This window comes from Marivivens sp. JLT3646 (assembly GCF_001908835.1).
GTDB classification, from domain to species: domain Bacteria; phylum Pseudomonadota; class Alphaproteobacteria; order Rhodobacterales; family Rhodobacteraceae; genus Marivivens; species Marivivens geojensis.
Genome location: NZ_CP018572.1, coordinates 2,871,406 through 2,895,405, shown reverse-complemented (window position 1 = coordinate 2,895,405; position 24,000 = coordinate 2,871,406). Strand labels below are relative to the sequence as shown.

Below are 24,000 nucleotides of genomic sequence, written 5' to 3'. Positions count from 1 at the left end.
CACCCTTAAAGGGCCGATCCATTGGACTCTACTGTTCCAGATAAACTGGTGCCGCTGAAGGGCAGTCCAACACCGCCAATTTCGATGGTATTATCGTGGGTTAGTGGTGGGCGCTTTCGCAGAAGTGGTCCCGAAAGCGGTCCAGGGGTTGCTCAAAGCAATATCGACGAGGCGATGATACACAACCGGCCCTTAGCTGCCAGTCGCCGTTTTCAGGTCGTTTCACTTGCTTCAGCAAAGCTGCCGGTCATCTATGAAATGACGATTCAGAGAGGCAGCCCCAGCTCATGCCGGGCAGCAGGCATGATGCATCTGCCCGTGCGTCGTGCCCGTGCCATAATGTCGGGTCAGCGACCTCCTGACAGTTCGACATTGCCCCGTTTCCCGCCCCGAAGATCTTCGAGTGCCGTATAGAATGCGGGCAACACCAGCAGGATCAGAACCGTCGCAGCCAAGAGCCCGAAGACAACCGAGATCACCAGCGGCTTGAGCGTCTGGGCTTGAGTTGAGGTTTCCAGCAGCAAAGGCGCCATGCCCATGATCGTCGTCGAGACCGAGACGAAGATGGGACGGAACCGCGATCGCACAGCTTCGCCTGCGGCCAGCGCAGCTGACAATCCCTCGGCGCGGCGGGTGTTGATGACGCCGACCAGCAGGATCGCGTTGTTCACTACAATGCCCGCGAGCGACGCCGCGCCCACCAGAGATGGCATGGAGATGTTGTAGCCCATCAGAACATGACCCCAGATCACCCCGAGGAATGCCAGTGGAATGGTGATCATCACAATCAGTGGCTCGACATAGCTGCGGAACTGGAAGCTGAGCACAAGGTAGATGCCCACAAGCCCGATCAGGAACCCCCGCAGGATCGAGGCGACCGTTTCCGCCGAATTCGCGGCCTGCCCACCAATGTCGAAGGTCAGGCCGGAGTTGTTGGCCGCCAGAGTGGGCAGGAAGTCCTCGGCCAGCCGAGCGGTGATCGCGTCGGCATTGCCGATCCGCCCGTCGACATCGGCTGAAACAGTCAGCGTGCGTGATCCGTTGCGGCGCGTGATGCTGCCCCAGCCGCGCGCTTCGGTTATCGTTGCGACACTGGAAAGCGGCACGGTGCCACCGTTAGGCAGAGCGATTTCGAAAATGTTCAGGTTGGCGCGGGTGGCACGATCGTCATCAGACAGCCGCACCTCCAGATCCCAGGCCAGATCGCCGCGCCGGATTTCCGCAAGCTGCGTGCCAAGGAAAGCCGCACGAAGCTGGCTGGCCACATCCGTGGCGGTCAGGCCCAGTGCCTCGGCCCCTTGTGACAGGTTCAACCGCAACTCGGGTGCACCTGGGCGCAGGTCAAGGATGGCGTTGCGCACGCCGGCGTAGGTTTCCAGTTCTGCCAGCGTGGTGCGGCCAGTCGCCTCCAGCGTGGCGAGGTCGGGATGGCTCAGGCGCAGTTCTACCGCGATCCCCTGCGGGCCGATCCCGGGCTCGGTCAGAATCAGCGAGGAAACGCCTGCCAGAGCGCCGATTTCTTCGCGCCAGAGCGTGACGATATCATCAAGCGTGCTGGTGCGGGTCTCTGCCCCCAGAAGGTCTACCGCGACGGTGGCGACATTGGCCCCGCTTTCACCCGCGGACAGGTTGCGGCCCAGCCGGGTGATGCGGCGGATCACAAGCGGTTGCGCCTGCGGTTGGTCAGGGGTCAGGCGCGCGTTCACACGGTCCAGCGCCGCCTCGACCTGTGCGACCGCCTCGGTGGTGCGGTCCAGCGGTGTGCCTGCGGGCAACATCAGCCGCGCCTCCAGCACATCGCCGTCAATCTCGGGCATCGCCTCGCGCTTGACGACACCGCCGCCCAAGGCACCGACGGTCAGGATCAGCGCGCCGATGGCCAGACCGGCAACCAACCAGCGGCCCCGGATCGCGGTATCGGCCAGACGGCCCATGCCCTCGCGCAAGGCATCGAACCCTGCGTCAAAGCGGATGCGGAAACGCGACGGGGTGGTTTCCTTCATCCCGCCTTTCAGATGATGCGGAAGGATCAGGAAGGCTTCGATCAATGACGCAAACAGAGCGGCAAGCAAGACAACCGGCAGAACCTCGAGCACCGCGCCAAGTTCGCCCGCCAGAAAGGCGAGCGGCAGGAACACGGCGAGCGTGGTCAGGAAGGATGAGGTGACGCCAGGTGCCACAGCGGCAACGCCCGCGGCCACGGTCTCCACCGTTGCGCCCTTGGCTGCATGCACGGCGATGGAATCCGCGATCACGATGGAATCGTCCATCACGATCCCGATCGCCATCAGCAGCGCCACCAGCGTCATCATGTTCAGGCTGAGGCCCGTCAGGGCCATCCAGACGAAGGCCCCAGCAAAGGCCACGGGCAGGCCCATCGCAGCCCAGATCGCGAAACCGGGGCGGAAAAAGAGGCTCATCACGATCACGACCAGCACAAGGCCGATCACGCCATTCTGCACCAGCATCACCAGCCGGTCGCGGATGATGGATGTCACGTCCTGCACCACCTCGACCTTGATCGTGTCGGGCAGGCGTACGGTTTCCTCGGCCACCAGCGCCGCGACCCCGTCGAGCACGCGCAGCGCGTCGGCATCAAGTGCCTTCGCCACGTCGATCAAGATGGCCGGGGTGCCATTTACAAAGGCGCGGTCCTGCGGTGGCTCGAAGCGTTCTTCGATCACGGCCACATCACCCAGTGTCAGGGTTGCGCCATTCGGCAGGACCAGCACGGGGATGATCGCAAGGGTGATTGCCGTATCGCGCTCGGCGGTGAAGCGCAGGGTCAGATCAGCGCCCGGACCCTCCAGCGCTCCGGCGGGCAGATCGATGTTCTGTGCGGCGATGGCGGCGGCCAAAACGGCAGGTGTCAGGCCGTGGCTGTCAAGCACGGCGCGGTCCGCTGTGATGGAGAGAGTCCGGGCACCGAGCCCCCCACGCGTCACTCGCGCAACGCCGGGCAAGGCGGCCAGACGGTCGGACAGGCCATCGGCGTAGAGGTCCAACTCGCCCAGCGGCAGATCGCCCGAAATGGCGACCGATGTGACCGGATCGGAGCGGTGCAATTCGCGCACCACGGCAGGATCGGCGCGATCGGGAAAGCTGTCGATGGCCGAAACCTCGGTGCGCAGCGAATTGACGAAGCGCAGCGCGTCATTGGCCGGCGCCATGGTCGCTACGGCACGCGCGCGGCCTGTCTGCGCGGTGCAGGTGAAGGTCTCGAGCCCCTCGACACCCTGCACACCGTCCCAAAGCGGCGCGCAGATGGCGGTTTCCACATCTTCGGCGGCGGCCCCGCGATAGGGGACAGTGATCTCGGCCTCGACCGCGCGGAAATCGGGGAAGGTTTCGCGCAACAGGCCGGGTGCTGCAAAGGCACCGGCGGCAAGAAACAGCAGCAGCAGGAGGTTGCCCGCCGTCGGGTGACCGGTGAACCAGCGGATCATGGCGCGGCCTCGACGGGGGTCAGGGCCATGCCGGGGATAGCGGGAGCGATGTCGTCGATCACGACGCGGTCGCCTGAGGCGAGCCCTTCGGCAATGACCACGTGGCCCTCTTGCGCGAAGGTGGCGATGACAGGGCGCAGTTCCAGCAGGTCATCGGCACCGGCAACCCGCACAAAGCCGCCATGCAACGCCGCCTCGGGGATTGCGATGGCACCCATCAGGGTCGCGCCTGCGAAGGAAAGCTGCACCTGCATGTTTGGAACCAGCGGCAGGCGGTGTGGCGGATCCGCATCCTCGTAGGGAGCATCGACCGTGACCACCACGGGCACGGTGCGCGCGCGGGCGTCCAGTGCACCTTCGATCCGGGTCACACGAGCGGGCCACGTCTGGGACTGATCCGACAATGGGCTGAGGGTAACGTCGATCTGCGTGGCCGGCCCATCGCGCATCATGTCGGCAATGCTAATGCCTTCGGGCACATCTCCGATCAGGCGGCGAAAGCTGTCGATCGGCAGATGCGTTACGGCCTCGGCGGCTGCGATGCTGTCGCCACGGATCAGGACCTGTCCCGGGGCCACGGTCTGAAATTGTTCTGCGCCCACGTCGATCACGCGCAGGTCGAAGGGCGTGGCCAACGTGGTGCGTTCCAGCGATCGCTGAGCGCGATCAATAGCGGCTTCACTGCGGGCCACTTGCGCTGCGATCCGCGCCTCGCGGGGCGGGATCAGGGAGATGCTATTTTCCAGCTCGGCAACCGTGCGCCTGGCAAGAAGCGTAGCGCGCTCGGCCTCGTCAGCGCGGGATTGCGGGACGGTGCCCTGTTCGGCCAGCGTGCGGGTGCGGGTCAGGTCGACCTCGGCCAGTTCCAGGCGGGCACGTTCCAGATCAAGGATTCGGGCCGTATTGGCCGCCTCAGCGGTCAGTTGTGCGTGCTCGGCGGCAAGTGCCGCAAGATCGGCCTGCGATTGCGCAAGAGCCAGTTCGTAATCGGCAGGGTCTATCCGCAACACCTCGGTTCCGGCCGAGATCAGGCGTCCAGCTTCCAGATCAGGATGGCGCCAGATCACCTCGCCCTGCACCTCGGCCACGGCGACCCAGGTGTCGGCCGCCCTTAGATTACCCCAGGCGGTTGCGGTCGGGCGGATATCCTCTGCTGCGACCGTCATCACCCGGACGGGCAGACCGGGCGCGCGCCCTTCAATCTGCGCCGGACCGGGCGCGTTCGAGACCATCCAGACCGCAACCGCAGCACCAAGAGCAATGGGCGGAATGGCAAGAAGTGGGGCCAGACGCATGGGCTCAGTCCTGAGCACGGCGCATCCGCGCCAGCGTTCCGTCACGCAACACGAACTGATGGTAGAGCGCGCCGACCACATGCAGGGCGACCAAAGCCAGCAGGACAAACTTCAACACATTGTGCCCCTGCGCTGCGGCTTCGACCCCGCCGAACCACGCGACGGACCCGCTGAGCGGCATCAGGATCATCAGCGCGTAAAGGCCCACATGGGTAAGCTTGGCGAGAATGCCTTGGACTTTGCTGGCCTCGATCGCTGGGGGCACCCCGCGCCGCGCGCGCAGGGTCAACCGCCACAGCGCGAAGATCATCACCAGCGCGCCGCCCACAACGTGGGCAAGGACCAGCTGGTCGAATCCTGCCTCCAGCCCATCCGTGATGTGGTCCCAGGCAGCCGACATCGCGTCCTTGAAGAGATATTGCTGCGCGATCAACGCGAAGACGAGCCAATGCAGCGCGATCTGCAGGCGGGAATAGCCGGTGGGGGCAGTTGTGGCAGGCATGGCGAGGATCCTTTCGGTCTGGGCGCGCGACTCGGGATAGAGGTTGCGGTTGGCAACAGTATATGTTAGTGAGTTATAACTAACAAGGGGTGACGCATGTCGGGCCGTCAAAGTGCTGAAGAGAGAAAGGCGCAAATCGTGGCCGAGGTTCTGCGACTGGCCGATGAGATCGGACCCGACCGGCTGAGCACCACAGAAGTCGCGCGGGCCATCGGTCTCAGTCAGCCTGCGATCTTCAGGCATTTCCCGACCAAGGGCGCGCTTTGGCTGGCGGTGGCCGAGGATATCGCTGACCGGTTGCAGAGCTACTGGGCTGCGGCCGAGGCGGGGGCCACCGGGTCGCACGCGCGCCTGAAAGCGCTGATCAGTGCGCAGCTGACGGCCATTGCTGAAACGCCTGCCCTGCCGTCGATCCTGTTCTCGCGTGAGCTGCAGGTGGACAACCATAGCCTGCGCGACGTGTTCCGGGGCGTTCTAGGCGCGTTTCAGGGCCGGCTCGTGGTCGTGCTTCGTGATATGCAGGCATCAGGCGATTTGCGTAGTGATGTCAGCCCGGAGGATATAGCAATCCTTCTGACGTCACTGGTGCAGGGTGTCGCCATCCGCTGGTCCCTTGGCGCGCGGGGGTTTTCGCTGGTCAACGAGGGGCAGCGACTGTTCGATGTGCAGATGGCAATATTGTCAGCTTAGGAGGATGTTCTGTCCTCGGTGAGAAGCCGAGTGTCCGCTTCCAGCTTAATGCCGCTATCCTCAGCCGTGCTGGCGTCAGGCCGCATACCGCCCATCGTGCAAAAAAAATTATCATATTTGTCCCCCGTCCGATACCTCACATGGAGATACCGGACGGGGTGTTGTTTTGGGGTTACGTCAAAGGCGATTGAGGGACCGCGGCCCTTACCTCACTCTTCCGCTCTGGTTGGCACTGGCAGCCTTATGCCATCCACGATTGCTCGCTTTTGGTCGTCACTGATACCTGCGGAGTAGAGGCCGTAGGTGATGCGGTTGGCGGAGCGGGCGGAGGCGTGGCCGACGAGGGACGCGGTGAAGTGCTCCGGGGTGCCTGTGCGTTCGCATTGGGTGACGAACCACTTGCGGGTGGAGTGGAACACCGTTCCTTGGAGGGTCGGATGCTGGGTCCGGAGCTTGGCATAGGCCTTGACCACCCTGTCGACGGTCAGCCGTGGGAAGAGACGGTCCTCAGGGGTGTCAGTGGTGCTGAGGGGTGAGGGTGTGCGGTTCCCTCTCCCATCGAGATAGGCCTCAAGCGTGGGATGCAGAGGAACCTCCCGTTCGGCCGCCTTGGACTTCAGCGGTCTGTGCTGGTTGGGTCGGACACAGACAAACCGACCGAGGTTCCCCTTCCGGTGTATGTCACCCCAGGTCAGGCCACAGATCTCCCCAGAGCGCAGTCCTGCGAGAAGACCAAAGAGCAGTGCTCCATAGACCTGGGACTGACGGCTGACCGTCTGGAGCAGCAGACCAACCTGCTCATCCGTCAAGACCGCATGGGGCTTTGTCTCTGACCTCTCAGTCGCGATAAGAGTAAGCTTGCCCCAAGGGTTTGCAGAGAGCTCCCCTTGGCGGACACTCCAGTCGATCAGGGCTGTCATCTGCTCCCAGATCCGCCCTTGGGTCTTGGTGGTCAGGGTTTGGCTTTCCAGCTCCCCTGACAGGCGTGCAAGCTGGGTCAGGGGTTGTCCCCAAGCCACCCGATACTTGCGGATGTTGGGGGAAAGACGACTGATCAAGCTGAGGACCTCTCTCCCCTGTGCTTGGGTCAGGGCATTCAGGGGTATGGATCCCAGATGCGAGGTCAGGAGCTCCATCGCAAAGCGCACCGACTTGTAGCTCCCAGGACGCAAACGCTGGGACTGCTCCTCCAGATAGGCCTTGGCCATCTCAGCCACGGTCTTATCCCCTCGGAGCAAGACACGGGCATAGCGGGGGCGGGTGACGTTCAGTTGCACTGTGTCATGGGTGGTCGAGGGGGTGTTGGTCACTGTGGTGGTCTGTGGATGTAGAACCTCGTTCTTCTTCTCATCCTTCAGAGATGCCTCCGCCTCGGACACCACCTTGGCGAAGGTGGCATTCAGTTCCTCAACCCGCGTCTTGGCGACCCGGGCGTCGGTGGTCTTGAGGGATTGCTTCAGGGATGAGCCCAAGAGGGGCTGTAGGTGCCTCGGGTAGGTCCGGCGATAGACCCAGGTGTTATGCTGGAGGCTGGCATACGTAATACGTGTCGACATGAGGTCTCCTATCCGGGGCAGCGGCCCCGGTTTGTGCTGTGAGGTGAGATTTTGTGATGCGTGTCAGGGGCCTTCAGGGACTAGGCAGACCCCTGAAGACCGAACTGACGGGTTTTGTTGGTAAGGTTACGTGCTCGGGAGCACCTGCAGGATGAGCGAGAGGTCTGGCTCTCCGTACTCCCCTGCGAGAGGCCCAGTGAGGGCGATCCCGGTGACACAGTCCTCAAACACCTCCTCCACGCGGAAGGAATGCTCGGGGACGTCATCGAAGGCGGCAATCAGGACGATGCAGCCGGGAGTGAGGGGGAGGTCATTCTGGTGCTCTGTCATCGGTCCGACCTCGCAAAGAGGAGATCCGGCAAGAGAAAGCCCAGCACCAGTCCCGGTGGAAGGGGGAACGGCACAGGCTTCAGAAAGTCAGGCATGCCCGCCAGAACAACAAGTGCACCCGCCAGAACCTGAGGGACAGACAAGACGACCTGGGTCTTCTGGTACAAAACCAGTCCCAGGCCAAGACGAAGGGCACCGCCCGCAATCGCGAGCAGTGTGAGTGAGGTAAACATAAGCGTTCTCCATGATGGGTTGTTACCATCATAGATGCTCAAGACTCCTCAGTTCTGAGGGGGGATGGGACACCTACCCTGGGACAGGGAGTACGCATCGCTGTCCCAGCCAAAGATCCAGTAAACCAAGGCCAATGACCAACCCTGGGACAGTGGGACACCGGGACAGAGCAAACTCTGCTTCTGCATTGTGCACACCCGCTCTCTCATGCCCCCACCGACAAGATCAGTGAAGGCAGAGTGGGAGTATGAGCAGATGTGACGGGTCCATTGGTCACCGACCTCTATGGAGAGGATCAGCAGCGCCACACAGGACAGCAAGAGACCACGACATGAGGGGACTGCCCTAGGGTGGGGATGCACCAGACGATAGGGACCACCAGCATGAGAGCACCCAACCCATGAACAGAGTCACCCAAACCTATTGGTATGAGTGAAGTGGCTTGGACAGTTGGACAGTTTTGGCTCTAAGCCATTGATCTTATGGGAAACGGTCTGTCCAAAACTCAGATATTTTTGGACAGTTTCCTGGACAGTTTTTTGGACAGTTGACGCATAATGGACCGGTTTGGGGGAACTCCGCGCCTCACGAACTGGCAGGACAGCACCAGGTAAAACCACAAACCGTCGATAAAGATTCAGTCCCGTCCCAAAAGATCTCCAGCAGATTTTGCCACAAAATCACCCCTATTGTGATGATATCGTTCCGCTTTTGCGGACTTGGGACGGGGGCAAGAGACAGCGGCTACGTAAAGCGGTGCTGTGGTCCCGGACGCGATCGTGGTGGGACCTGGGTAAATGGACTGGGGACTGTCCCTAACAACTCGTTGTCGCTGCTACCCCACCACCTGCTCCCAGAGTGAAGTCCCAGTGTAGAGAGTAGACTTGCCTATGGTCGTTGTCTGGGCCCTGACTGAAAAATCCTCACCGCCGTACGGATCGTCTTCTCTCGCACCAGTGTCTGGGTCAGGCACAAAGAAGATCGGATCGTCATAGGGGTTCTCCCAGACCTCGCTGTCCTCTTTCAGTGGCTGTGCATCAGCAGAACGGAAGAGTGGAACCGCCTCAGCTCGGGTGAGCGCCCAGTCCTCAGGAGTGGGCACCTCTTCATAGGGGTCCACGAGGGATCCATCAGGGTATTCATGGTGCAGCTGTGTACGAGCGGGAGCACTCTGTGGCTCTCTGGGGGTCACTGGTGACAGGGTGGGGTGATACGCGGTCTGGGGCGCTAGGGTCTTCTGGGAGAGCCTAGTCTCCTGTATTAGGCTCTGATCTCGAACCCCATACTGATAGTGGTCCACCTCGAACATAGCATCTTCCCAGTCATGCTCGAGGCTCGCCATGTATTCGTTGAAGACACTCGCCACCCCCTTCTTGGGGCCCTGTCCCATGAGCAGAAGCTGGGCAAGAAGTGAGGGGAGGTGCCAGGTGTGGACCACCTCAGCCATCACCAGCCAGAGACAGTCCTTCTCAATGGACACCACCATATGGGCATTGTCAGCTGTGTTGTTACGGTTGCTCTGCTCATAAAAGCGCAGAACCCTTCCATCAGGCAGCGTCTCAAGGAGCTGCTCCACGATCCGATAGTGGTCACGAAGGACCTGTCCTGTCCGGACTTTCTGCCGCTGGTAGGCTTCTTTGTCCCGCTTAGGAGCCTCCGCATAGTAGTGCACTTGAGACCGGCCCTCTCCTTGGAGGGTCACCTTGGCCCGTCCTGAGGAGAAGATCTGCAGGTGGTAGCCTTGGTAGGTGGTTAGGATCTCAGGGGTAAACTGGGGATGAATGTACTGGGTCATAGGCAATAATTTTCTCTGTCATAATGGTGTCTGTGGAAAAGGATCAGGAACCATAAGCTACTGATAAGATGTAAAGAATAAGGAATAATCCATAATGGATAATATGTAATGGATAAGGAATAATGTATAATTCTTAATATATAAGATACAATATATAAGGGTTTGGGGGACACCAACCCTAAGGGATCATTTGGTTTGTGATCTTCATAAGAATGAGCGCTTCCGCAGGAAGGGTTCTTCTTTAGCGTCGGCTATATCTGGTGCCCTACTTGGTATGGTGAGACATGACCCAACAGGGGTAGGACCCGGGTCATACCCCGGGGACCAACAGCATCACATACTTCCTCTTTATGCGGCAGTATTTATCGGCCTTAGAGGTCTTGGGCTTAGAGGGATGTGGAAGGGGATGTGCTGAGTGTGATCTCCCCGGGGTAGGACCCGGTGACTAGGGCACATACCCTCACCAGACCTTCTGCATGTGCTCGCGCATGACCTCGATGGCATAGCCTGAGCCATAGTTGGCAGCGATGGTATTGCTGCTATGGCCGAGGATGGCGGTGGAGATTGCTTCCGGGCAGCCTGTGTTCCTCAGACGATCTTTCATCCGGTGCCGTAGGGAGTGCATGGTGATCTTCTTGTCCGTGATGACAGTCCTCAGCCGCTTCATCAGCATGGCGGAGGCCTTATCATTCCCACGAGGTTGAGCGTAGGTCTCGAAGATGGGGGCCCCTTGGGTGAGCCCAACCATGGCCTCCCGCAAGCACTCTGTGGCTCTGGGAGACAGAGGGATACTCCGGGTAGAGGTTTTGGTCTTGAGCCTTCGGTAGCTATTGGGTCGGATGTGGAGGACCTCAGCCTCCAAATCCACATCCTCGATCACCAGTCCGGCGATCTCTGACAGCCGCGCTCCTGTGTCGGTCAGCACAGTGAGAAGGATTGTCGCCGTCTTGTTGCTGGCATAGGCGGGCCAGAGCTTTGCTAGTTGCTCCTCTGTGACGGGGAGGCGGTCTGAATTGCTGGTCCCTGCCCCTTTGATCGGCAAGGCTTGCAGCACGTTACGGATATCGAGGTCATACTCGAGGATGGCATGATTGATGGCCGCCTTCAACGTACCCACGTTCCGCTTCACCGAGTTGGGTGACATCCGCGCCAACAGGAGGTCTCGGTAGCTGTTCATATCAGCGCGTGTGATGTCCTTCAGCTCCGTCCACTCGAAGCGGTTCTTCCCCAGACACAGAATCAGGTCTTTGCGGAGGCGATCAATCCGGGTGCGCAACCCATCATCTGCCTCCTCTGCTTTGTAGGCATAGTAGGTGTCCAGTACCCGCTTGAGGCTCATCGGTGGGGCTTTCGAGGCACCTGCGGTCAGTTGCTGCGTAACACCCTTAGGGACTGCGCCTCTCGTGTCCTCTGCCAGCTCTTGGAAGTCATCGAAGACGTCCCACTCCGGATCCACCACGCCCTCAATGAACATCGCCTCATGACGCTCGCCGAAGCGTTCCCTCACAATGGCCCGGGCTCTGTCCTCGTCACTGGTCCCCCGCTCTCGATCGAACAGGGCCTCGATCTCAGCATGGACTTTCGGAAGCGCCAGCATCGCCTCCTGATAAGTTCGGCCCAGCTGCCTGTAGACCGTTGCCTTTGGAATGACCGTTCTCAGATCCAGTGGCACATTCCGCTTGTACCGGAACGTCCCATTTGCGCGCTTGAATACATACCGGGGTAATCTGGGGGCCACTGTCTCTTCCATGGACATTACTGTTCCGCCCACCATGCCCCAAGGCAAGCGGAATCGACCGTCCAAACCTGACGAAAGCGGTCCCAAAACTGACAGAGTGGTCCCAAAAGCGGTCCCGAAACTGGTCCCGCAAAAACAGTAAACCCCAGATTACATTGATACTTATCAGAAAATCTGGGGAAAACTGGTGCCGCTGAAGGGCAATCTAACACCGCCAATTTCGATGAAATTATAGAGGGTTAGTGGTGGGCGCTTTCGCAGAAGTGGTCCCGAAAGCGGTCCCGGGGTTGCTCAAAGCAATATCGACGAGGCGATGATACACAACCGGCCCAAAGCTGCCGGTCGATTACTCTTCGCGGAAGCAGTCAAATGACGAGAATGCAGTCATTCAACCGAGCCCTATCGCGCTTGCCAGCGCAAACTTTTATATATGGAGTGATCAGGCTGCTATGGTCAGTTCATCGCGGCCGTTTCCACAACCCTTCCATCCTCGCGCCACTCCGGCAGACCGCCGTCAAGGCGGCGCGCATTGAGGCCGTGTTTGCGAAGTGCGGCGACAGCCTGGTGGGCATAGATGCAATAAGGGCCCCTGCAATAGGCCACGATTTCGGTGGCCGGATCGAGCGTCGGGACGATCCGCTCGATCTCCGTCAGCGTCATGTTGTGCGCACCCGAAATGTGACCTGCAGCGTATTCGTCCGCGGGGCGAACATCGAGCACGGTCACAGAACCTTCGGCGATCCAGGCTGACAGGTCTTCTCTGCTGACCGGCTCAGGGGCATCCTCGCCGCCCGAGAGCCCCCGCAAGATGCGCTCGACCTGCGCGAGGTTCCGCTCCGCAACGATGCGCAGAAGGTCCATCAGTTGAAGCGTCTTCGCGTCGGTCAGCCGGTAGATCACCGCCTTGCCGTCGCGGCGGCTGGTGACGAGTGCGGCGCGGCGCAACTGTTGCAGGTGCTGCGAGCAGTTGGCGATGGTCAGGCCTGTCTTGTCGGCAAGAGCCTCGACCCCGCGTTCGCCTTGCGCCAGTTGTTCCAGCAGCATCAGACGCGCCGGTGCCGATAAGGCGCGCGCGACGAGGGCGTATTCTTCCAGCAGGGCCAACTTCGGGCTGATTGACAAGTCGTGCCTCCTGACGCTACATCATTCAAGCGATAACTTGAATAATAGCGATTTCATCGCGTCCCACAAGTCCGAAGTCCACATCCCATGTCCGAGACCATCCTCGCCGCTGAACTAACCATTCGCCTTGCTGCCTTTCTCGGCGTCTTGGTGGCCATGGCGCTGTGGGAGGTGGCGGCGCCGCGGAGGCGTCGGGAGATCCCGCGCGTCATCCGCTGGACGAACAACCTCGCGCTTGTGGTGCTCGACACCGCGATCCTGCGGCTGACCTTCCCGATCATCGCCGTCGGGCTTGCCGTCATGGCCGAGGATCACGGCTTGGGCCTATTCAACAATCTCGATGTGCCGATCTGGGTCGCGGTTGTGGTTTCGATGCTGTTGCTCGATCTGGCGATCTACCTCCAGTACGTGATGTTCCACGCAGTGCCTGGGCTCTGGCAGCTGCACCGGATGCACCACGCCGATCTCGACTTCGACGCGACCACGGGACTGCGGTTCCATCCCGTGGAGATCCTCATCTCGATGGAGATCAAGCTGGCGGTGGTCGCGGCGCTCGGACCGCCCGCCGTCGCGGTGCTGCTGTTCGAGGTGATCCTGAACGCCACAGCGCTCTTCAACCACGCCAACATCGACCTGCCGCGCCCGGTAGACGGGGTGCTGCGGCTGATCGTGGTCACGCCCGACATGCACCGCGTCCACCATTCCATTGACCCGCGCGTGACCAACTCGAACTACGGCTTCAACCTGCCGTGGTGGGACCAGCTCCTCGGCACCTACATCGCCCAGCCCGCCAAGGGGCATGAGGGGATGGAGATCGGCATCGAGCAGTTCCGCACGCGCCGCGATCTCTGGCTCGACCGGATGCTGGTCCAGCCTTTACGCGGACCGGCCTCGGGCGGCGCGCTCGACCCGCGCATCACGACGAAGGAGCCCGCCGAATGACCGCGTGTGAGTACACGCGCGGCATCCGCGAGAACCGGGTCCAGGTCGCGCATCAGCTGATCCAGGTCATGCTGGTGGGTTTCGCCATCGGCATGACGCGCACGGTGGTCCCGGCGCTGGCCGAAAGCGAGTTCGGGCTCGAGCGCGGCTCGTTCCTGCTGCTGGCGTCCTTCGTCGTGGCCTTCGGTGCGGTTAAGGCGGTGATGAACTTCGTCGCCGGGCGGTGGTCCGAGCGGATCGGGCGCAAGCGGGTGCTGTTCTGGGGCTGGGTCGTGGCGCTGCCGATCCCGGTGATGATCTGGTCCGCGCCGGACTGGAACTGGATCGTCGCGGCGACTGTGCTTTTGGGCGTCAATCAGGGCCTTTGCTGGTCGATGACGCAGACCGCCAAACTCGATATCACGAGGGCCGAGGAACGTGGCCTCACCATGGGGCTCAACGAATTCTCCGGCTATGTCGGCGTGGCGATCGCGGGCGTCGTCACCGCATATGCCGCCGAGTGGCTGGGGGCACGTGTCGGCCTGCTGGTCTTCGGCATGGCGGTGGTCCTACTGGCACTGGTCCTGACGGTTGTCTGGGTGAAAGACACGCTTCCTTGGGCGAAGGCAGAAACTGCCGCGCACAAGGCAGCGCCGCCGAAAGCCCTACCGCGCTATCCGCAGGGCGTGTCCGAGAATCCCACGACGGGAGAGGTCTTCGCGGTGATGAGCTGGCGCGACCGTCGGCTTTTCGCGATCTCCCAGGCGGGGCTGGTCGAGAAGTTCGTCGATGCGCTGGTCTGGGCGCTGTTCCCGGTCTTCCTCGTGACGCAAGGCGCGACCTTGACCGAGGTCGGCTGGATCGTCGGCACCTACGGTTTTGTCTGGGGCGGCTCGCAACTTGTCACCGGGCGGCTGTCGGACCATGTCGGGCGCTTCTGGCCCAACGTGCTCGGCATGTGGATCTGCGGTGCTGGCGTGGCGATGGTGGTCATGGGCACCGGCGCGCTATGGTGGTCGGTCTCGGCCGGGGTGGCCGGCTTCGGCATGGCGCTCCTCTATCCGAACCTCGGGGCGGCGGTCGCCGACATCACCCCGCCGGCCTGGCGCGGCTCGGCCATCGGAATCTACCGCTTCTGGCGCGACCTCGGCTACGCGATCGGCGCGCTCGGTCTCGGGCTGGCGGCCAGCCTGACCGGCGCTGCGGAAGCGGCCTTCTGGTTCGTTGCGGTATCCATGTTCGTCTCCGGCGGGCTTCTGTTCTGGCTCTCCGAGGAAACCCACCCGCGACTGAACCCCGCCAGCCCACGGGAGCTTGCAGATGCCTGACACGCTTGCCCGCTCTCTGGGCTTCCTTTCGATCTTGTTGGGCGTCGCCTCAATCGCGCTTCTTGCAGTCTCTGTCTGGGGCTTCCGGGCGGGCGGCTGGCCCTGGCCGCAGGCCTATGACCTTGCCGGCTGGAGCGCCTGGGCGGCCGGTGCCGGCGTCATCGCCGCGCTGGCCGGGCTGGTGGTCTGGCTGCGCCGCAGGAACGGTCGCGCTGGCGCGGTCCTGCTGGGGTTGATCCTGTCGCTGCCGGTCGCATGTCTTGGTGCGGCGTTCGAGATCGCAGCCCGCAGCGCGCCGCCTATCTGGACGTACGCCCGCTGGACCTGCCGGTCTCCGCAGACGAGGCGTTCGCGGCGGCGCTCGCCCTCGTGGAACAGCGCGGCTGGGAGGTGCTGTCGGCCGATCCCGCGGAGAGCCAGATCGAGGCCATCGCCCGGAGCCGTCTGTTTGCCTTCGAGGACGAGGTGGCAATCCGCGTGACCGAAACCGAAAGCGGCGCTCGCATCGACATGCGCTCGCGCTCGCGCCTCGGCCAGATCGACCGCGGGGCCAATGCACGACGCATCGAAGCCTTCCTGTCGGAGCTTGAAACGCGCGCCCGGACCTGAGGACCCAAAATGAAACACCTGATCCTTCTGAACGATCCGCCCTACGGCAACGAGCGTAGCTTCAACGGGCTGCGCATGGCCCACGCGCTTGCCAAGAACGAACCTGAAGCGGAAATCACCGTCTTCCTGATAGCCGACGCGGTGCTTTGTGCCAAGGCGGGGCAGAAGACGCCCGATGGCTACTACAACCTCGAGCGCACACTCCGCAGGCTCTTATCCGCCAAGGGGCGCGTCCTTATGTGCGGTACCTCCATGGATGCGCGCGGCCTGACCGAGGGCGACATGATGGAGGGGGCGAGCCGATCGACCATGGACGAACTCGCCCAGGCGACGCTCGCCGTCGACAAGGTGCTGGTGGTCTGATGGCTCAAATGCTCACGCTCGCCGCCCTCGCGGCCAACCCGGATTGCTTACACATGATCGACGTCCGCGACGCGGAAGACTTCTCCTCCGCCCATGTGACGGGCGCCGTCCATATCCCGCATATCCCGCTGGCCGAACTCGAAGACTGCACCGGTGAAATGCCGGTTGGAAAGACACCCGTGACCATCTGCGGCAAGGGCGGCGGTCGGTCAGCAGAGGGTGCGGACATACTGAAGAAGTTGGGCCACCCGGACGCCCTCTGGCTCGAGGGCGGCACGAAGGGCTGGCTTGCACGAAACACCTGAACACCCGAACACCAAGAAACCGGAATGGAGGATACCCCCGGATGACCCTGAAACAACTACTTTTGGCGACGACCGTCGCGCTCGGGCTGCATGCAGCGCCCGCCTTGGCACAAGACGCAGCCGTTGAGGTCATGCAGGAATACATGATGTTCTCGGAATACGAATCCGGCATCATCCTGCCCCAGCAGATCGACCAGACCGTGTTCGAGACCGCGCTTTTCGTCGACACCCGCGATGCGGGTCAGTTTGAGGAAGGCACCATCCCCGGTGCCGTCAACATTGAGTGGCGCGAGGTGCTCGACCGGATCGACGAGATCCCCGAGGGCCGCATGACCATCCTGTTCTGCAACACCGGCAGCCTCTCGGCACAGGCGGCCTTCGCGCTGCGGGTCGCGGGACGGTCGAACGTCGTCGTCATGCAGACCGGCTTCACCGGCTGGCAGCAGGATGCTGCCTATCGGCCTTGACCACCGCGAACCGCGCCTGGGAGTTCATGCCGCGGCGACAAGTACATGTGTCCGAGTGGTGAGGGGCGGTGACACGACCAAACCAGGGAAGGTCATGCAGCCTCGTAGCGCGTGAACACCTCGGTGCTGCCGTCGTGCCGGATCAGGAACACATCGTAGGCCTCGCGGCTCTCTTCCAGGCCCATGCCTGGCGAACCGTAGGGCATGCCGGGCACCGCAAGACCGACAGCATCGGGGCGCTCGGACAGCAGCCGTCGAATGTCGGCGGGCGGGACGTGGCCCTCGATGAAATAGCCCTCGATCTCACCGGTGTGGCAGGAGGTTATATTCTGGGGGATGCCGTTCTCGAGTTTGTGCCGGATCAGGAGGGTGCCGAAACTGCGCTCGGTAGTGACGGTGAATCCGTCTTCTTTCAGGATATCGATCCAGGCAGTGCAGCACCCACAGTTCGGGTCCTTCAGCACGTGGATTGCGGGCGCAGTCTGGGCCATTCCTGGAAGGGGAACGGTGGCAGCGAAGCTCGCGGTAATCGCCAGCAGGGCACGTCTGGTGAGGGTCATGAATATATCCTTTCAAGTCGTTGCGGATACGCGGTCGGAGCGCGTGTTTCCGTTGTCATGGCTCGCATGTTGCGGCGTGTCGATCGCCACGGAGGGCCGGAAGAACAGCAGCCGGAGGGCGTTCATCGTTACCAGTACTGTGGCGCCCGTGTCTGCGAGGATTGCGATCCAGAGGCCGGTGATCCCGAGCAGGGTGGTCACGAGGAAGACCGCCTTCAACCCGAGTGCGATGGCGATGTTCTGGCGAATGTTTGTCATGGTCGCGCGGGCGAGGCGGATCTTGCTCGCCACATCGGTCACGCGATTGCGCAGGATCGCCGCGTCGGCCGTCTCCAGCGCGACATCGGTGCCCGAGCCCATGGCGACGCCGACATGGGCGGCGGCAAGCGCGGGTGCATCGTTGATCCCATCGCCGATCATCATCACGCGTGCGTCGGACGTCAGATCACGGATCGCCGTCACCTTGTCTTCCGGCATGAGTTCGGAGTGATGCGCGATCCCAAGCCCTTCGGCGATGGCCTGCGCCGTGCGTTTGTTGTCCCCGGTCAGCATCACGGATGAGATGCCAAGCGTGCGGAGTTGCGCCACGGCGACGGCCGCATCGGCGCGCGGCTCGTCCCTGAGCGCAATGAGGCCCTGGGGCACGTCATCGCGCAACACGATGACCACCGTCTTGCCCCCGGCTTCCAGTGCCGCCACGCAGGTCCGCAGGTCGTTCGTGAGCGCGCCACGCTCATCCGCAAGCCGCGGGGAGCCCACGCTGACGGTCACGCCGTCGATGGCGGCTTCCGCCCCCTTGCCGGGCAGCGCGTGGCCGCCGGTCGTTGCTGCCGCATCCACGCCGCGCCGCTCTGCCTCTGCGCATATTGCCTGTCCGAGCGGGTGGCTCGCACCGCTCTCGACCCCGGCGGCGAGGGACAGAAGTTCGTCCACGCTTCCCGAAAGAGCCGTGATGTCGGTGACACGGGGCTTGCCGTGGGTGAGGGTTCCGGTCTTGTCGAATGCCACATGGGTCGTGCGGGCCGCGGCCTCGATCACGGCGCCGCCCTTCATCAGCAGGCCGTTGCGGGCCCCCGTGGAGAGCGCCGAAGTGATCGAGGCCGGCACCGAGATGACCAGCGCGCAGGGGCAGCCGATCAGCAGAAGCGCCAAGGCGCGGTAGACCCAGTCGCCCCAGGCCAGCCCGAAGGCCAGCGGCGGAACGACGGCGACGAGGACTGCGGCTCCGACGACGGCGGGCATGTAGACCCGGCTGAACCGGTCGATGAAGCGCTCGGTCGGGGCGCGGGCGCTCTCGGCTTCCTCCACGAGGCGGACGATGCGAGCGATGGTGTTGTCGTCGGCTGCCTTCGTGACTCGCACGCGCAAGAGCGCCTCCGCGTTGATCGACCCGGCGAAGACCTCCGCGCCCGGCTCCTTGAGGCTCGGGACACTCTCGCCCGTCACCGGGCTCTCGTCGACACCCGAGGTGCCATCGATCACCTCGCCGTCACAGGGCACCCTGTCACCGGGGCGGACCTGAACGACCTGGCCGACCTGGAGCCGCTCCGCCGGGACCTCACGGATCTTGCCACCCACCTCGAGCTGCGCCGTCTTCGGCACGAGCTTCGAGAGTGCCCGGATGCTGTCGCGCGCCTTGCCGGCCGCGACCCCTTCCAGCAACTCGCCCACCGCGAAGAGAAAGACGACCAGCGCGGCCTCTTCTGCCTCGCCGATCACCAGCGCGCCGCCAGCGGCGATCGTCATCAGCATCTCGATCGTGAAGGGCATCCTTGCCCGCGCCATGGCGAACGCGCGCTGCGCCACGGGGACGAGTCCGATCAGGGTCGCAAGGATGAAGGCCCAATGGGCGATATCCGCGGGAAACGCGAAGCGAGATGCCCAGGCTGCCGCCAGAAGGGCCCCTGTGCCGATCACGAGCTGCCCCTTCGCTGTCTGATACCAGGACGGCGTCGGTGCCTCCTGCGGCTGCTCTGCGGCGTCTTCCGCAGGCTCGCCCTTGGGGTCCGGGGCTTCCGCGGCCAGGGGAAACGCACCATCGGGCAGGACGAAGCCACCCTTGGGCTTCTCTGGTTGCGCTCCCTTTGCCGCAATGCCGAACCCGACCCCGCGAACGGCTTTCTCGATGCTTTCGGGAGAGGTCTGACGCTCGTCGAGCGTCAGACGCAGCCGCTCGGCCATAAGTGCCACATCGACATCCGCCACGCCCGGCAGGCGCTCGACCGCGCCGCGCACCTTGGCGGCGCAGGACCCGCAATCCATGCCCGTCACGCGCCATTCGCGTAGTTCTGTGCTCCCGTCGGCCATGGTGATTCTCCGTTATTCTTCCGGTTCGGGCATAAACATAAGACCTGCAGCAACTGTAGCTTCAAGTGCTGCCTGCGCCACTTCGTATGGCGGCAGGCCGCTGCCGGCAGCGGCTATCAGCCGGTGGCTCCGTCAGGTGCGGCCATCGCGCGGCGGATCTTCGGCAGCGCGAAGTCGCGGGGCTCGTGGTAGTCGATGATGCTGACGAACGCGCCTTCGGCATCGAACAGGAACACGCCCGCGGTGTGGTCCATCGTGTAATTGCCACCTTCGAGGGATACTTTCTCATAACGCACCCGGAAGCCGTCCGCCGCGCGCGCGATCTCTGCCGGGCTGCCGGACCAGCCGCGGACCTGCGGATGGAAATAGCCGATATACTCGGCCATCGCGTCAATGGTATCCCGCTCCGGATCGACGGTGATCAGTACGACGTCGAGCGCATCTGCTTCGTCCCCAAGACCGTCGAGCCAGTGCGAGATGTCGGCGAGCGTGGTCGGGCAGACCTGGGGGCACCAGGTGAAACCGAAGAAGACGAGCGAGGCACGGCCGAGCAGCGTCTCCGGCCCGACCGGCTGTCCTTCGTGGTCGGTGAGGGCGAAGTCCATCGCGGTGAGCGGCAGCGGACGCCCGTCGCCCGTGGCGGTGTCCGGCGCGCCGGGGCCGTCGACCTGCCACCAGCCCGCGAAGAGCGTGGCCGCGGCGACGCCGAAACCGAGCGCGCCGTATTGCAGGAGCGCGCGCCGCCGCATCAGTTCGCCGGCCCCCGCGCCGCGATGCCGAGGATCGGCACGTCGACCGTTGCCTCCGTCCCGTCGGCGAAGATCACCGACAGGGTGTAGCTCTCGCCCTCGACCATCGGCCGCTGAAGGTCCATGAGCATGACGTGCAATCCGCCGGGCGCGAGCGCGACGGCCTCGCCCGCGGCGATCTCCACCGCCTCCATATGCGACATGCGGGTGACGCCCTGCGCATCGGTGGTGGTCGAATGGATCATCGGCATCATCGCGAGATCGGTGCGCAGGCCGGTCACCACGACCGGTTCAGCCCCGGTGTTGCGCAGCGTCATGTAGGCGACGCCGGGTCGGCCCGTCCCGATCGAGGCACGCGACCAGGCGTCTTCGACCACAACGTCCTCCCCGCCGGCGAGGACGGGGGGCGCGACAGCGAAAAGGCCAAGAACCAACGCGGCGCGTGAAAATCTATTCAACATTTCGTCTCCATGTCATTTGGGGCATCCTTGAGAACTCTAATTCCGCGCGTCGATCCGCGCGCTAAGGTCCGATGTGATCTCCGGGGCGGGCGTGCCGTAGCCGTAGAGCCGCACGAAGCCGCCATCCGGGTCGAAGAGGAAGACCTGGCTCGTATGGCCCATCATGTAGCCGTCGGGCGCGTCCTCCTCCGGCACGCGCTCGTAGAAGATCTTGAAGGACGCGGCGGCGGCCTCGATCTGGTCGGGCGTGCCGGTTAGGCCCAGGATCGACGGATGAAACAGCGGCACGTATTCGGCCAGATCCATCGGCCGGTCACGGTCGCTGTCCACCGAGATGAAGAGCGGCTGCACCGCGTCAGCCTGCGGGCCGAGGTCGTCCATGACCTGCGCGATCTCCGCCAGCGTGGTCGGGCAGATGTCGGGGCAGTTCGTGAAGCCGAAAAAAACGAGGGTCCACTTGCCCCAGAAATCCTCCTCGGTGCGGACAACGCCGTCATGGCCCGTCAATTCGAACTCGGCCACCACCAAGGACGCGGCGCTTGTGGCGACCTCCGGCGCGCGCGATTCCATCACGGCCTGTGCCCCCGCGCCGAGCGCGGCGACGGCAACCGCCGCCCACAATCCTTTCTGTAGTCTTGTCATCCGCCCGGAAAGCCTCGCAATTCTTCGATTTGGCGGCTACCTACAAGCTACAGTAGGTAGAGGTTCAAGCACTTTTTTGAACTGGGGCAGCCGTCATGACGCATTCGTGAGCACCCTTGTATGTGCCGATGGCAAAACCTACAATCGCTGTAGCAATCAGGAGGCCCCACATGCTCGCCATCGGCACGCTCGCCAAGCGCACCGGCACCAAGGTGCAGACCATCCGATACTACGAGCAGATCGGGCTTCTGCCCGAGCCGGGACGGACCGAAGGCGGGCAGCGGCGCTACGGCAATGCCGACCTCGACCGGCTCGCCTTCATCCGGCACGCGCGCCAGCTCGGGTTCACGCTCGAAGCGATCCGCGAGCTCCTGAACCTCTCCGACAACCCCTCCCGCTCCTGCGCCGAGGTGGATGTCATCGCGCATCGCCAGCTCAAGGAGGTCGAGGCCCGGATCGCCCGGCTGGAGGCGCTGCGCACGGAACTGAAGCGGATGCTGCGGGAATGCAGCCGGGAGACCATCTCGGATTGCCGGGTTCTCGAGGTCCTGCGCGACCATGGCGCCTGCCTCGCCGACCACCAGACCGGGGCCTGACGTGCCGGCCGCCGTGATCTACCCGCTGGCCGCGCTGGCCGAGATCGCCGGCTGCTTTGCCGTCTGGGCCTGGTGGCGGAGCGGCGCCTCCGCGCTCTGGCTTCTGCCGGGCGTGGCGAGCCTCGCGGCCTTCGGCTGGCTCCTCGCGCAGGTCGAGGTGGGCTTGGCCGGACGCGCCTTCGCCGCCTATGGCGGGGTCTACATCGCCGCATCGCTGCTCTGGATGTGGACCGCCGAGGGGCAGAGGCCGGATGGCTGGGACCTGGTCGGTGCGGCCCTCTGCCTCATCGGCGCCTTCGTCATCCTCGCGGCGCCACGGGCCGCCTGAAGGGGCTTGCGCAAGAGTGCATGCTGGGGCGTTATTATATATTTAAATCAATCACTTGATTCGGGTCAGATTCGGCGTCAGCTCCATCCCATCCATCGAATGGCTGCTTTAGAGACGCGTTCATAGAACCGCGCATCGCAGCGACTATCCGCTCCCCGCCCTTGTGCAAAAAAATATCTCATTTGCCCCCGCCCGATACCTCACATGGAGATACCGAACGGGGTGTTGTGTTGGGGTTACGTCGGAGGGACGGCGGTCCCTACCTCACTCTTCCGCTCCGGTTGGCACTGGCAACCTCACCCCATCGATAATCCTCCGCTTCTGCTCATCGGAGATACCGCCGGAGTAGAGCCCGTAGGTGAGCCTGTTGGCGGAGCGGGCGGAGGCGTGACCGACGAGGGTGGCGGTGAAGTGCTCCGGGGTGCCTGTGCGTTCGCACTGGGTGACGAACCACTTGCGGGTAGAGTGGAACACCGTGCCTTGGAGGGTCGGATGCTGGGTCCTCAGCTTGGCATAGGCCTTCACCACCCGATCGACGGTCAGACGTGGGAAGAGACGGTCCTCAGGGGTGTCGGTGGTGCTGAGGGATGAGGCTGGGCTCCTCCGATCGAGATAGGCCTCAAGCGTGGGATGCAGGGGAACCTCCCGTTCTGCCGCTTTCGACTTCAACGGTCTGTGCTGGTTGGGTCGAACGCAGACAAACCGGCCAAGGTTGCCTTTCGATCGAATGTCACCCCAGGTCAGGCCACAGATCTCCCCGGAGCGTAGTCCTGCGAGAAGACCAAAGAGCAGTGCCCCATAGACCTGGGACTGTCTGCTGACCGTCTGGAGCAGCAGACCAACCTGCTCATCCGTCAAGACCGCATGGGGCTTCGTCTCTGACCTCTCGGTGGCGAGAAGAGTGAGCCTCTCCCAAGGGTTGGCAGAGAGCTCCCCCTGTTGGACCGCCCAGGTCAGGAACCCTGTCATCTGCTCCCAGATCCGCCCTTGGGTCTTGGCGGTCAGGGTTTGGCTTTCCAGCTCCCCTGACAGGCGTGCCAGCTGGGTCAGGGGTTGTCCCCAAGCCACCCGGTACTTGCGGATGTTGGGAGAAAGACGACGGATCAAGCTGAGGACCTCTCTCCCCTGTGCTTGTGTGAGGGCATTCAGGGGTACGGATCCCAGCTGAGAGGTCAGCAGCTCCATCGCAAAGCGCACCGACTTGTAGCTCCCAGGACGCAGACGTTGGGACTGCTCCTCGAGGTAAGACTTCGCCAAGTCTGCGATGGTCTTATCCCCTCGGAGCAAGACACGGGCATAGCGGGGGCGGGTGACGTTCAGTTGCACTGTGTCAGGGGTGGTCGAGGGGGTGTTGGTCACTGTGGTGGTCTGTGGATGTAGAACCTCGTTCTTCTTCTCATCCTTCAGAGATGCCTCCGCCTCGGACACCACCTTGGCAAAGGTGGCATTCAGCTCCTCAACCCGGGCCTTGGCAACCCAGGCATCGGTGGTCTTGAGGGATTGCTTCAGGGATGAGCCCAAGAGGGGCTGTAGGTGCCTCGGGTAGGTCCGGCGATAGACCCAGGTGTTATGCTGGAGGCTGGCATACGTAATACGTGTCGACATGAGGTCTCCTATCCGGGGCAGCGGCCCCGGTTTGTGCTGTGAGGTGAGATT

The 24,000-nt window shown here is 63.0% G+C and carries 24 protein-coding genes; 9 read left to right on the top strand and 15 right to left on the bottom strand.

The window, feature by feature from the left end:
- Positions 1–347: 347 nt before the first annotated feature.
- The 3 genes from BSK21_RS14495 to BSK21_RS14485 are packed head-to-tail and all read right to left on the bottom strand — an operon-like array spanning position 348 to position 5,243.
- On the bottom strand, positions 348–3,446 hold the full coding sequence (locus BSK21_RS14495) for an efflux RND transporter permease subunit (RefSeq protein ID WP_067551724.1): 3,099 nt from the start codon (positions 3,444–3,446) through the stop codon (positions 348–350).
- Complete coding sequence (locus tag BSK21_RS14490; RefSeq protein WP_067551721.1) at positions 3,443–4,741, bottom strand: efflux RND transporter periplasmic adaptor subunit; 1,299 nt, start codon at positions 4,739–4,741, stop codon at positions 3,443–3,445. Before BSK21_RS14490 ends, BSK21_RS14495 begins: the two co-directional genes overlap by 4 nt.
- Before the next feature lie 4 nt (positions 4,742–4,745).
- Entirely contained in the window at positions 4,746–5,243 is a 498-nt protein-coding gene (locus tag BSK21_RS14485; protein ID WP_067551718.1) for a cytochrome b, read from the bottom strand.
- A 96-nt stretch (positions 5,244–5,339) separates the two neighbouring features.
- On the opposite strand from BSK21_RS14485, the gene BSK21_RS14480 reads away from it, so the two are divergent.
- Positions 5,340–5,933 carry a TetR/AcrR family transcriptional regulator gene (locus BSK21_RS14480; RefSeq protein ID WP_067551715.1) on the top strand — a complete coding sequence of 198 codons (594 nt, stop codon included), beginning with the start codon at positions 5,340–5,342 and terminating at the stop codon, positions 5,931–5,933.
- A 209-nt stretch (positions 5,934–6,142) separates the two neighbouring features.
- On the opposite strand, the gene BSK21_RS14475 is transcribed toward BSK21_RS14480, so the two are convergent.
- From BSK21_RS14475 to BSK21_RS14450, 6 genes are all read right to left on the bottom strand, one after another.
- Positions 6,143–7,489 carry a tyrosine-type recombinase/integrase gene (locus BSK21_RS14475; protein WP_067551712.1) on the bottom strand — a complete coding sequence of 449 codons (1,347 nt, stop codon included), beginning with the start codon at positions 7,487–7,489 and terminating at the stop codon, positions 6,143–6,145.
- Positions 7,490–7,615: 126 nt separating this feature from the next.
- Positions 7,616–7,819 carry a hypothetical protein gene (locus tag BSK21_RS14470; protein WP_067551709.1) on the bottom strand — a complete coding sequence of 68 codons (204 nt, stop codon included), beginning with the start codon at positions 7,817–7,819 and terminating at the stop codon, positions 7,616–7,618.
- Positions 7,816–8,052, bottom strand: coding sequence for a hypothetical protein (locus tag BSK21_RS14465; protein WP_067551706.1), 237 nt, complete (start codon positions 8,050–8,052; stop codon positions 7,816–7,818). The genes BSK21_RS14470 and BSK21_RS14465 overlap by 4 nt, the downstream gene beginning before the upstream one ends.
- Before the next feature lie 836 nt (positions 8,053–8,888).
- Complete coding sequence (locus BSK21_RS14460; RefSeq protein ID WP_067551703.1) at positions 8,889–9,848, bottom strand: hypothetical protein; 960 nt, start codon at positions 9,846–9,848, stop codon at positions 8,889–8,891.
- 460 nt (positions 9,849–10,308) lie between these two features.
- Complete coding sequence (locus BSK21_RS14455; protein ID WP_074039074.1) at positions 10,309–11,598, bottom strand: site-specific integrase; 1,290 nt, start codon at positions 11,596–11,598, stop codon at positions 10,309–10,311.
- Between the two features lie 441 nt (positions 11,599–12,039).
- On the bottom strand, positions 12,040–12,708 hold the full coding sequence (locus BSK21_RS14450) for a metalloregulator ArsR/SmtB family transcription factor (RefSeq protein ID WP_067548560.1): 669 nt from the start codon (positions 12,706–12,708) through the stop codon (positions 12,040–12,042).
- Between the two features lie 87 nt (positions 12,709–12,795).
- Between BSK21_RS14450 and BSK21_RS14445 the strand changes: the two genes are divergently transcribed.
- The 6 genes from BSK21_RS14445 (at position 12,796) to BSK21_RS14420 (ending at position 16,701) form a co-directional block, all read left to right on the top strand.
- Positions 12,796–13,650 carry a sterol desaturase family protein gene (locus BSK21_RS14445; RefSeq protein WP_067548563.1) on the top strand — a complete coding sequence of 285 codons (855 nt, stop codon included), beginning with the start codon at positions 12,796–12,798 and terminating at the stop codon, positions 13,648–13,650.
- Positions 13,647–14,957, top strand: coding sequence for an MFS transporter (locus tag BSK21_RS14440; RefSeq protein ID WP_067548566.1), 1,311 nt, complete (start codon positions 13,647–13,649; stop codon positions 14,955–14,957). Before BSK21_RS14445 ends, BSK21_RS14440 begins: the two co-directional genes overlap by 4 nt.
- A gap of 255 nt (positions 14,958–15,212) precedes the next feature.
- Positions 15,213–15,566 (top strand): DUF1499 domain-containing protein, encoded by a 354-nt coding sequence (locus BSK21_RS14435; RefSeq protein ID WP_067548568.1) that lies wholly within the window; start codon positions 15,213–15,215, stop codon positions 15,564–15,566.
- Between the two features lie 9 nt (positions 15,567–15,575).
- The gene (locus BSK21_RS14430) at positions 15,576–15,929 is read left to right on the top strand and encodes a DsrE/DsrF/TusD sulfur relay family protein (protein WP_067548571.1); all 354 of its coding nucleotides are present in this window, start codon (positions 15,576–15,578) and stop codon (positions 15,927–15,929) included.
- Between the two features lie 53 nt (positions 15,930–15,982).
- On the top strand, positions 15,983–16,234 hold the full coding sequence (locus BSK21_RS14425; protein ID WP_198039378.1) for a rhodanese-like domain-containing protein: 252 nt from the start codon (positions 15,983–15,985) through the stop codon (positions 16,232–16,234).
- Positions 16,235–16,275: 41 nt separating this feature from the next.
- On the top strand, positions 16,276–16,701 hold the full coding sequence (locus BSK21_RS14420; RefSeq protein ID WP_067548577.1) for a rhodanese-like domain-containing protein: 426 nt from the start codon (positions 16,276–16,278) through the stop codon (positions 16,699–16,701).
- 92 nt (positions 16,702–16,793) lie between these two features.
- Here BSK21_RS14420 and BSK21_RS14415 read toward each other — a convergent pair whose 3' ends face one another.
- From BSK21_RS14415 to BSK21_RS14395, 5 genes are all read right to left on the bottom strand, one after another.
- The gene (locus tag BSK21_RS14415) at positions 16,794–17,261 is read right to left on the bottom strand and encodes a DUF411 domain-containing protein (RefSeq protein ID WP_067548580.1); all 468 of its coding nucleotides are present in this window, start codon (positions 17,259–17,261) and stop codon (positions 16,794–16,796) included.
- 12 nt (positions 17,262–17,273) lie between these two features.
- Positions 17,274–19,568, bottom strand: coding sequence for a heavy metal translocating P-type ATPase (locus BSK21_RS14410; protein ID WP_067548582.1), 2,295 nt, complete (start codon positions 19,566–19,568; stop codon positions 17,274–17,276).
- A gap of 116 nt (positions 19,569–19,684) precedes the next feature.
- Entirely contained in the window at positions 19,685–20,317 is a 633-nt protein-coding gene (locus BSK21_RS14405; protein ID WP_067548585.1) for an SCO family protein, read from the bottom strand.
- Entirely contained in the window at positions 20,317–20,778 is a 462-nt protein-coding gene (locus tag BSK21_RS14400) for a copper chaperone PCu(A)C (protein WP_156529549.1), read from the bottom strand. The genes BSK21_RS14405 and BSK21_RS14400 overlap by 1 nt, the downstream gene beginning before the upstream one ends.
- Before the next feature lie 36 nt (positions 20,779–20,814).
- Positions 20,815–21,348: an SCO family protein gene (locus BSK21_RS14395; protein WP_156529550.1), complete on the bottom strand. Its 534-nt coding sequence runs from the start codon at positions 21,346–21,348 to the stop codon at positions 20,815–20,817.
- A 242-nt stretch (positions 21,349–21,590) separates the two neighbouring features.
- On the opposite strand from BSK21_RS14395, the gene BSK21_RS14390 reads away from it, so the two are divergent.
- Both BSK21_RS14390 and BSK21_RS14385 read left to right on the top strand, forming a co-directional pair.
- Entirely contained in the window at positions 21,591–22,016 is a 426-nt protein-coding gene (locus BSK21_RS14390) for a helix-turn-helix domain-containing protein (RefSeq protein ID WP_067548591.1), read from the top strand.
- Position 22,017: 1 nt separating this feature from the next.
- A complete protein-coding gene (locus BSK21_RS14385) occupies positions 22,018–22,344 on the top strand; it encodes a YnfA family protein (protein ID WP_067548594.1) in 327 nt (108 codons plus the stop codon).
- A gap of 264 nt (positions 22,345–22,608) precedes the next feature.
- Here BSK21_RS14385 and BSK21_RS14380 read toward each other — a convergent pair whose 3' ends face one another.
- Positions 22,609–23,949 (bottom strand): tyrosine-type recombinase/integrase, encoded by a 1,341-nt coding sequence (locus BSK21_RS14380; RefSeq protein ID WP_074039050.1) that lies wholly within the window; start codon positions 23,947–23,949, stop codon positions 22,609–22,611.
- Between the last annotated feature and the right edge of the window lie 51 nt (positions 23,950–24,000).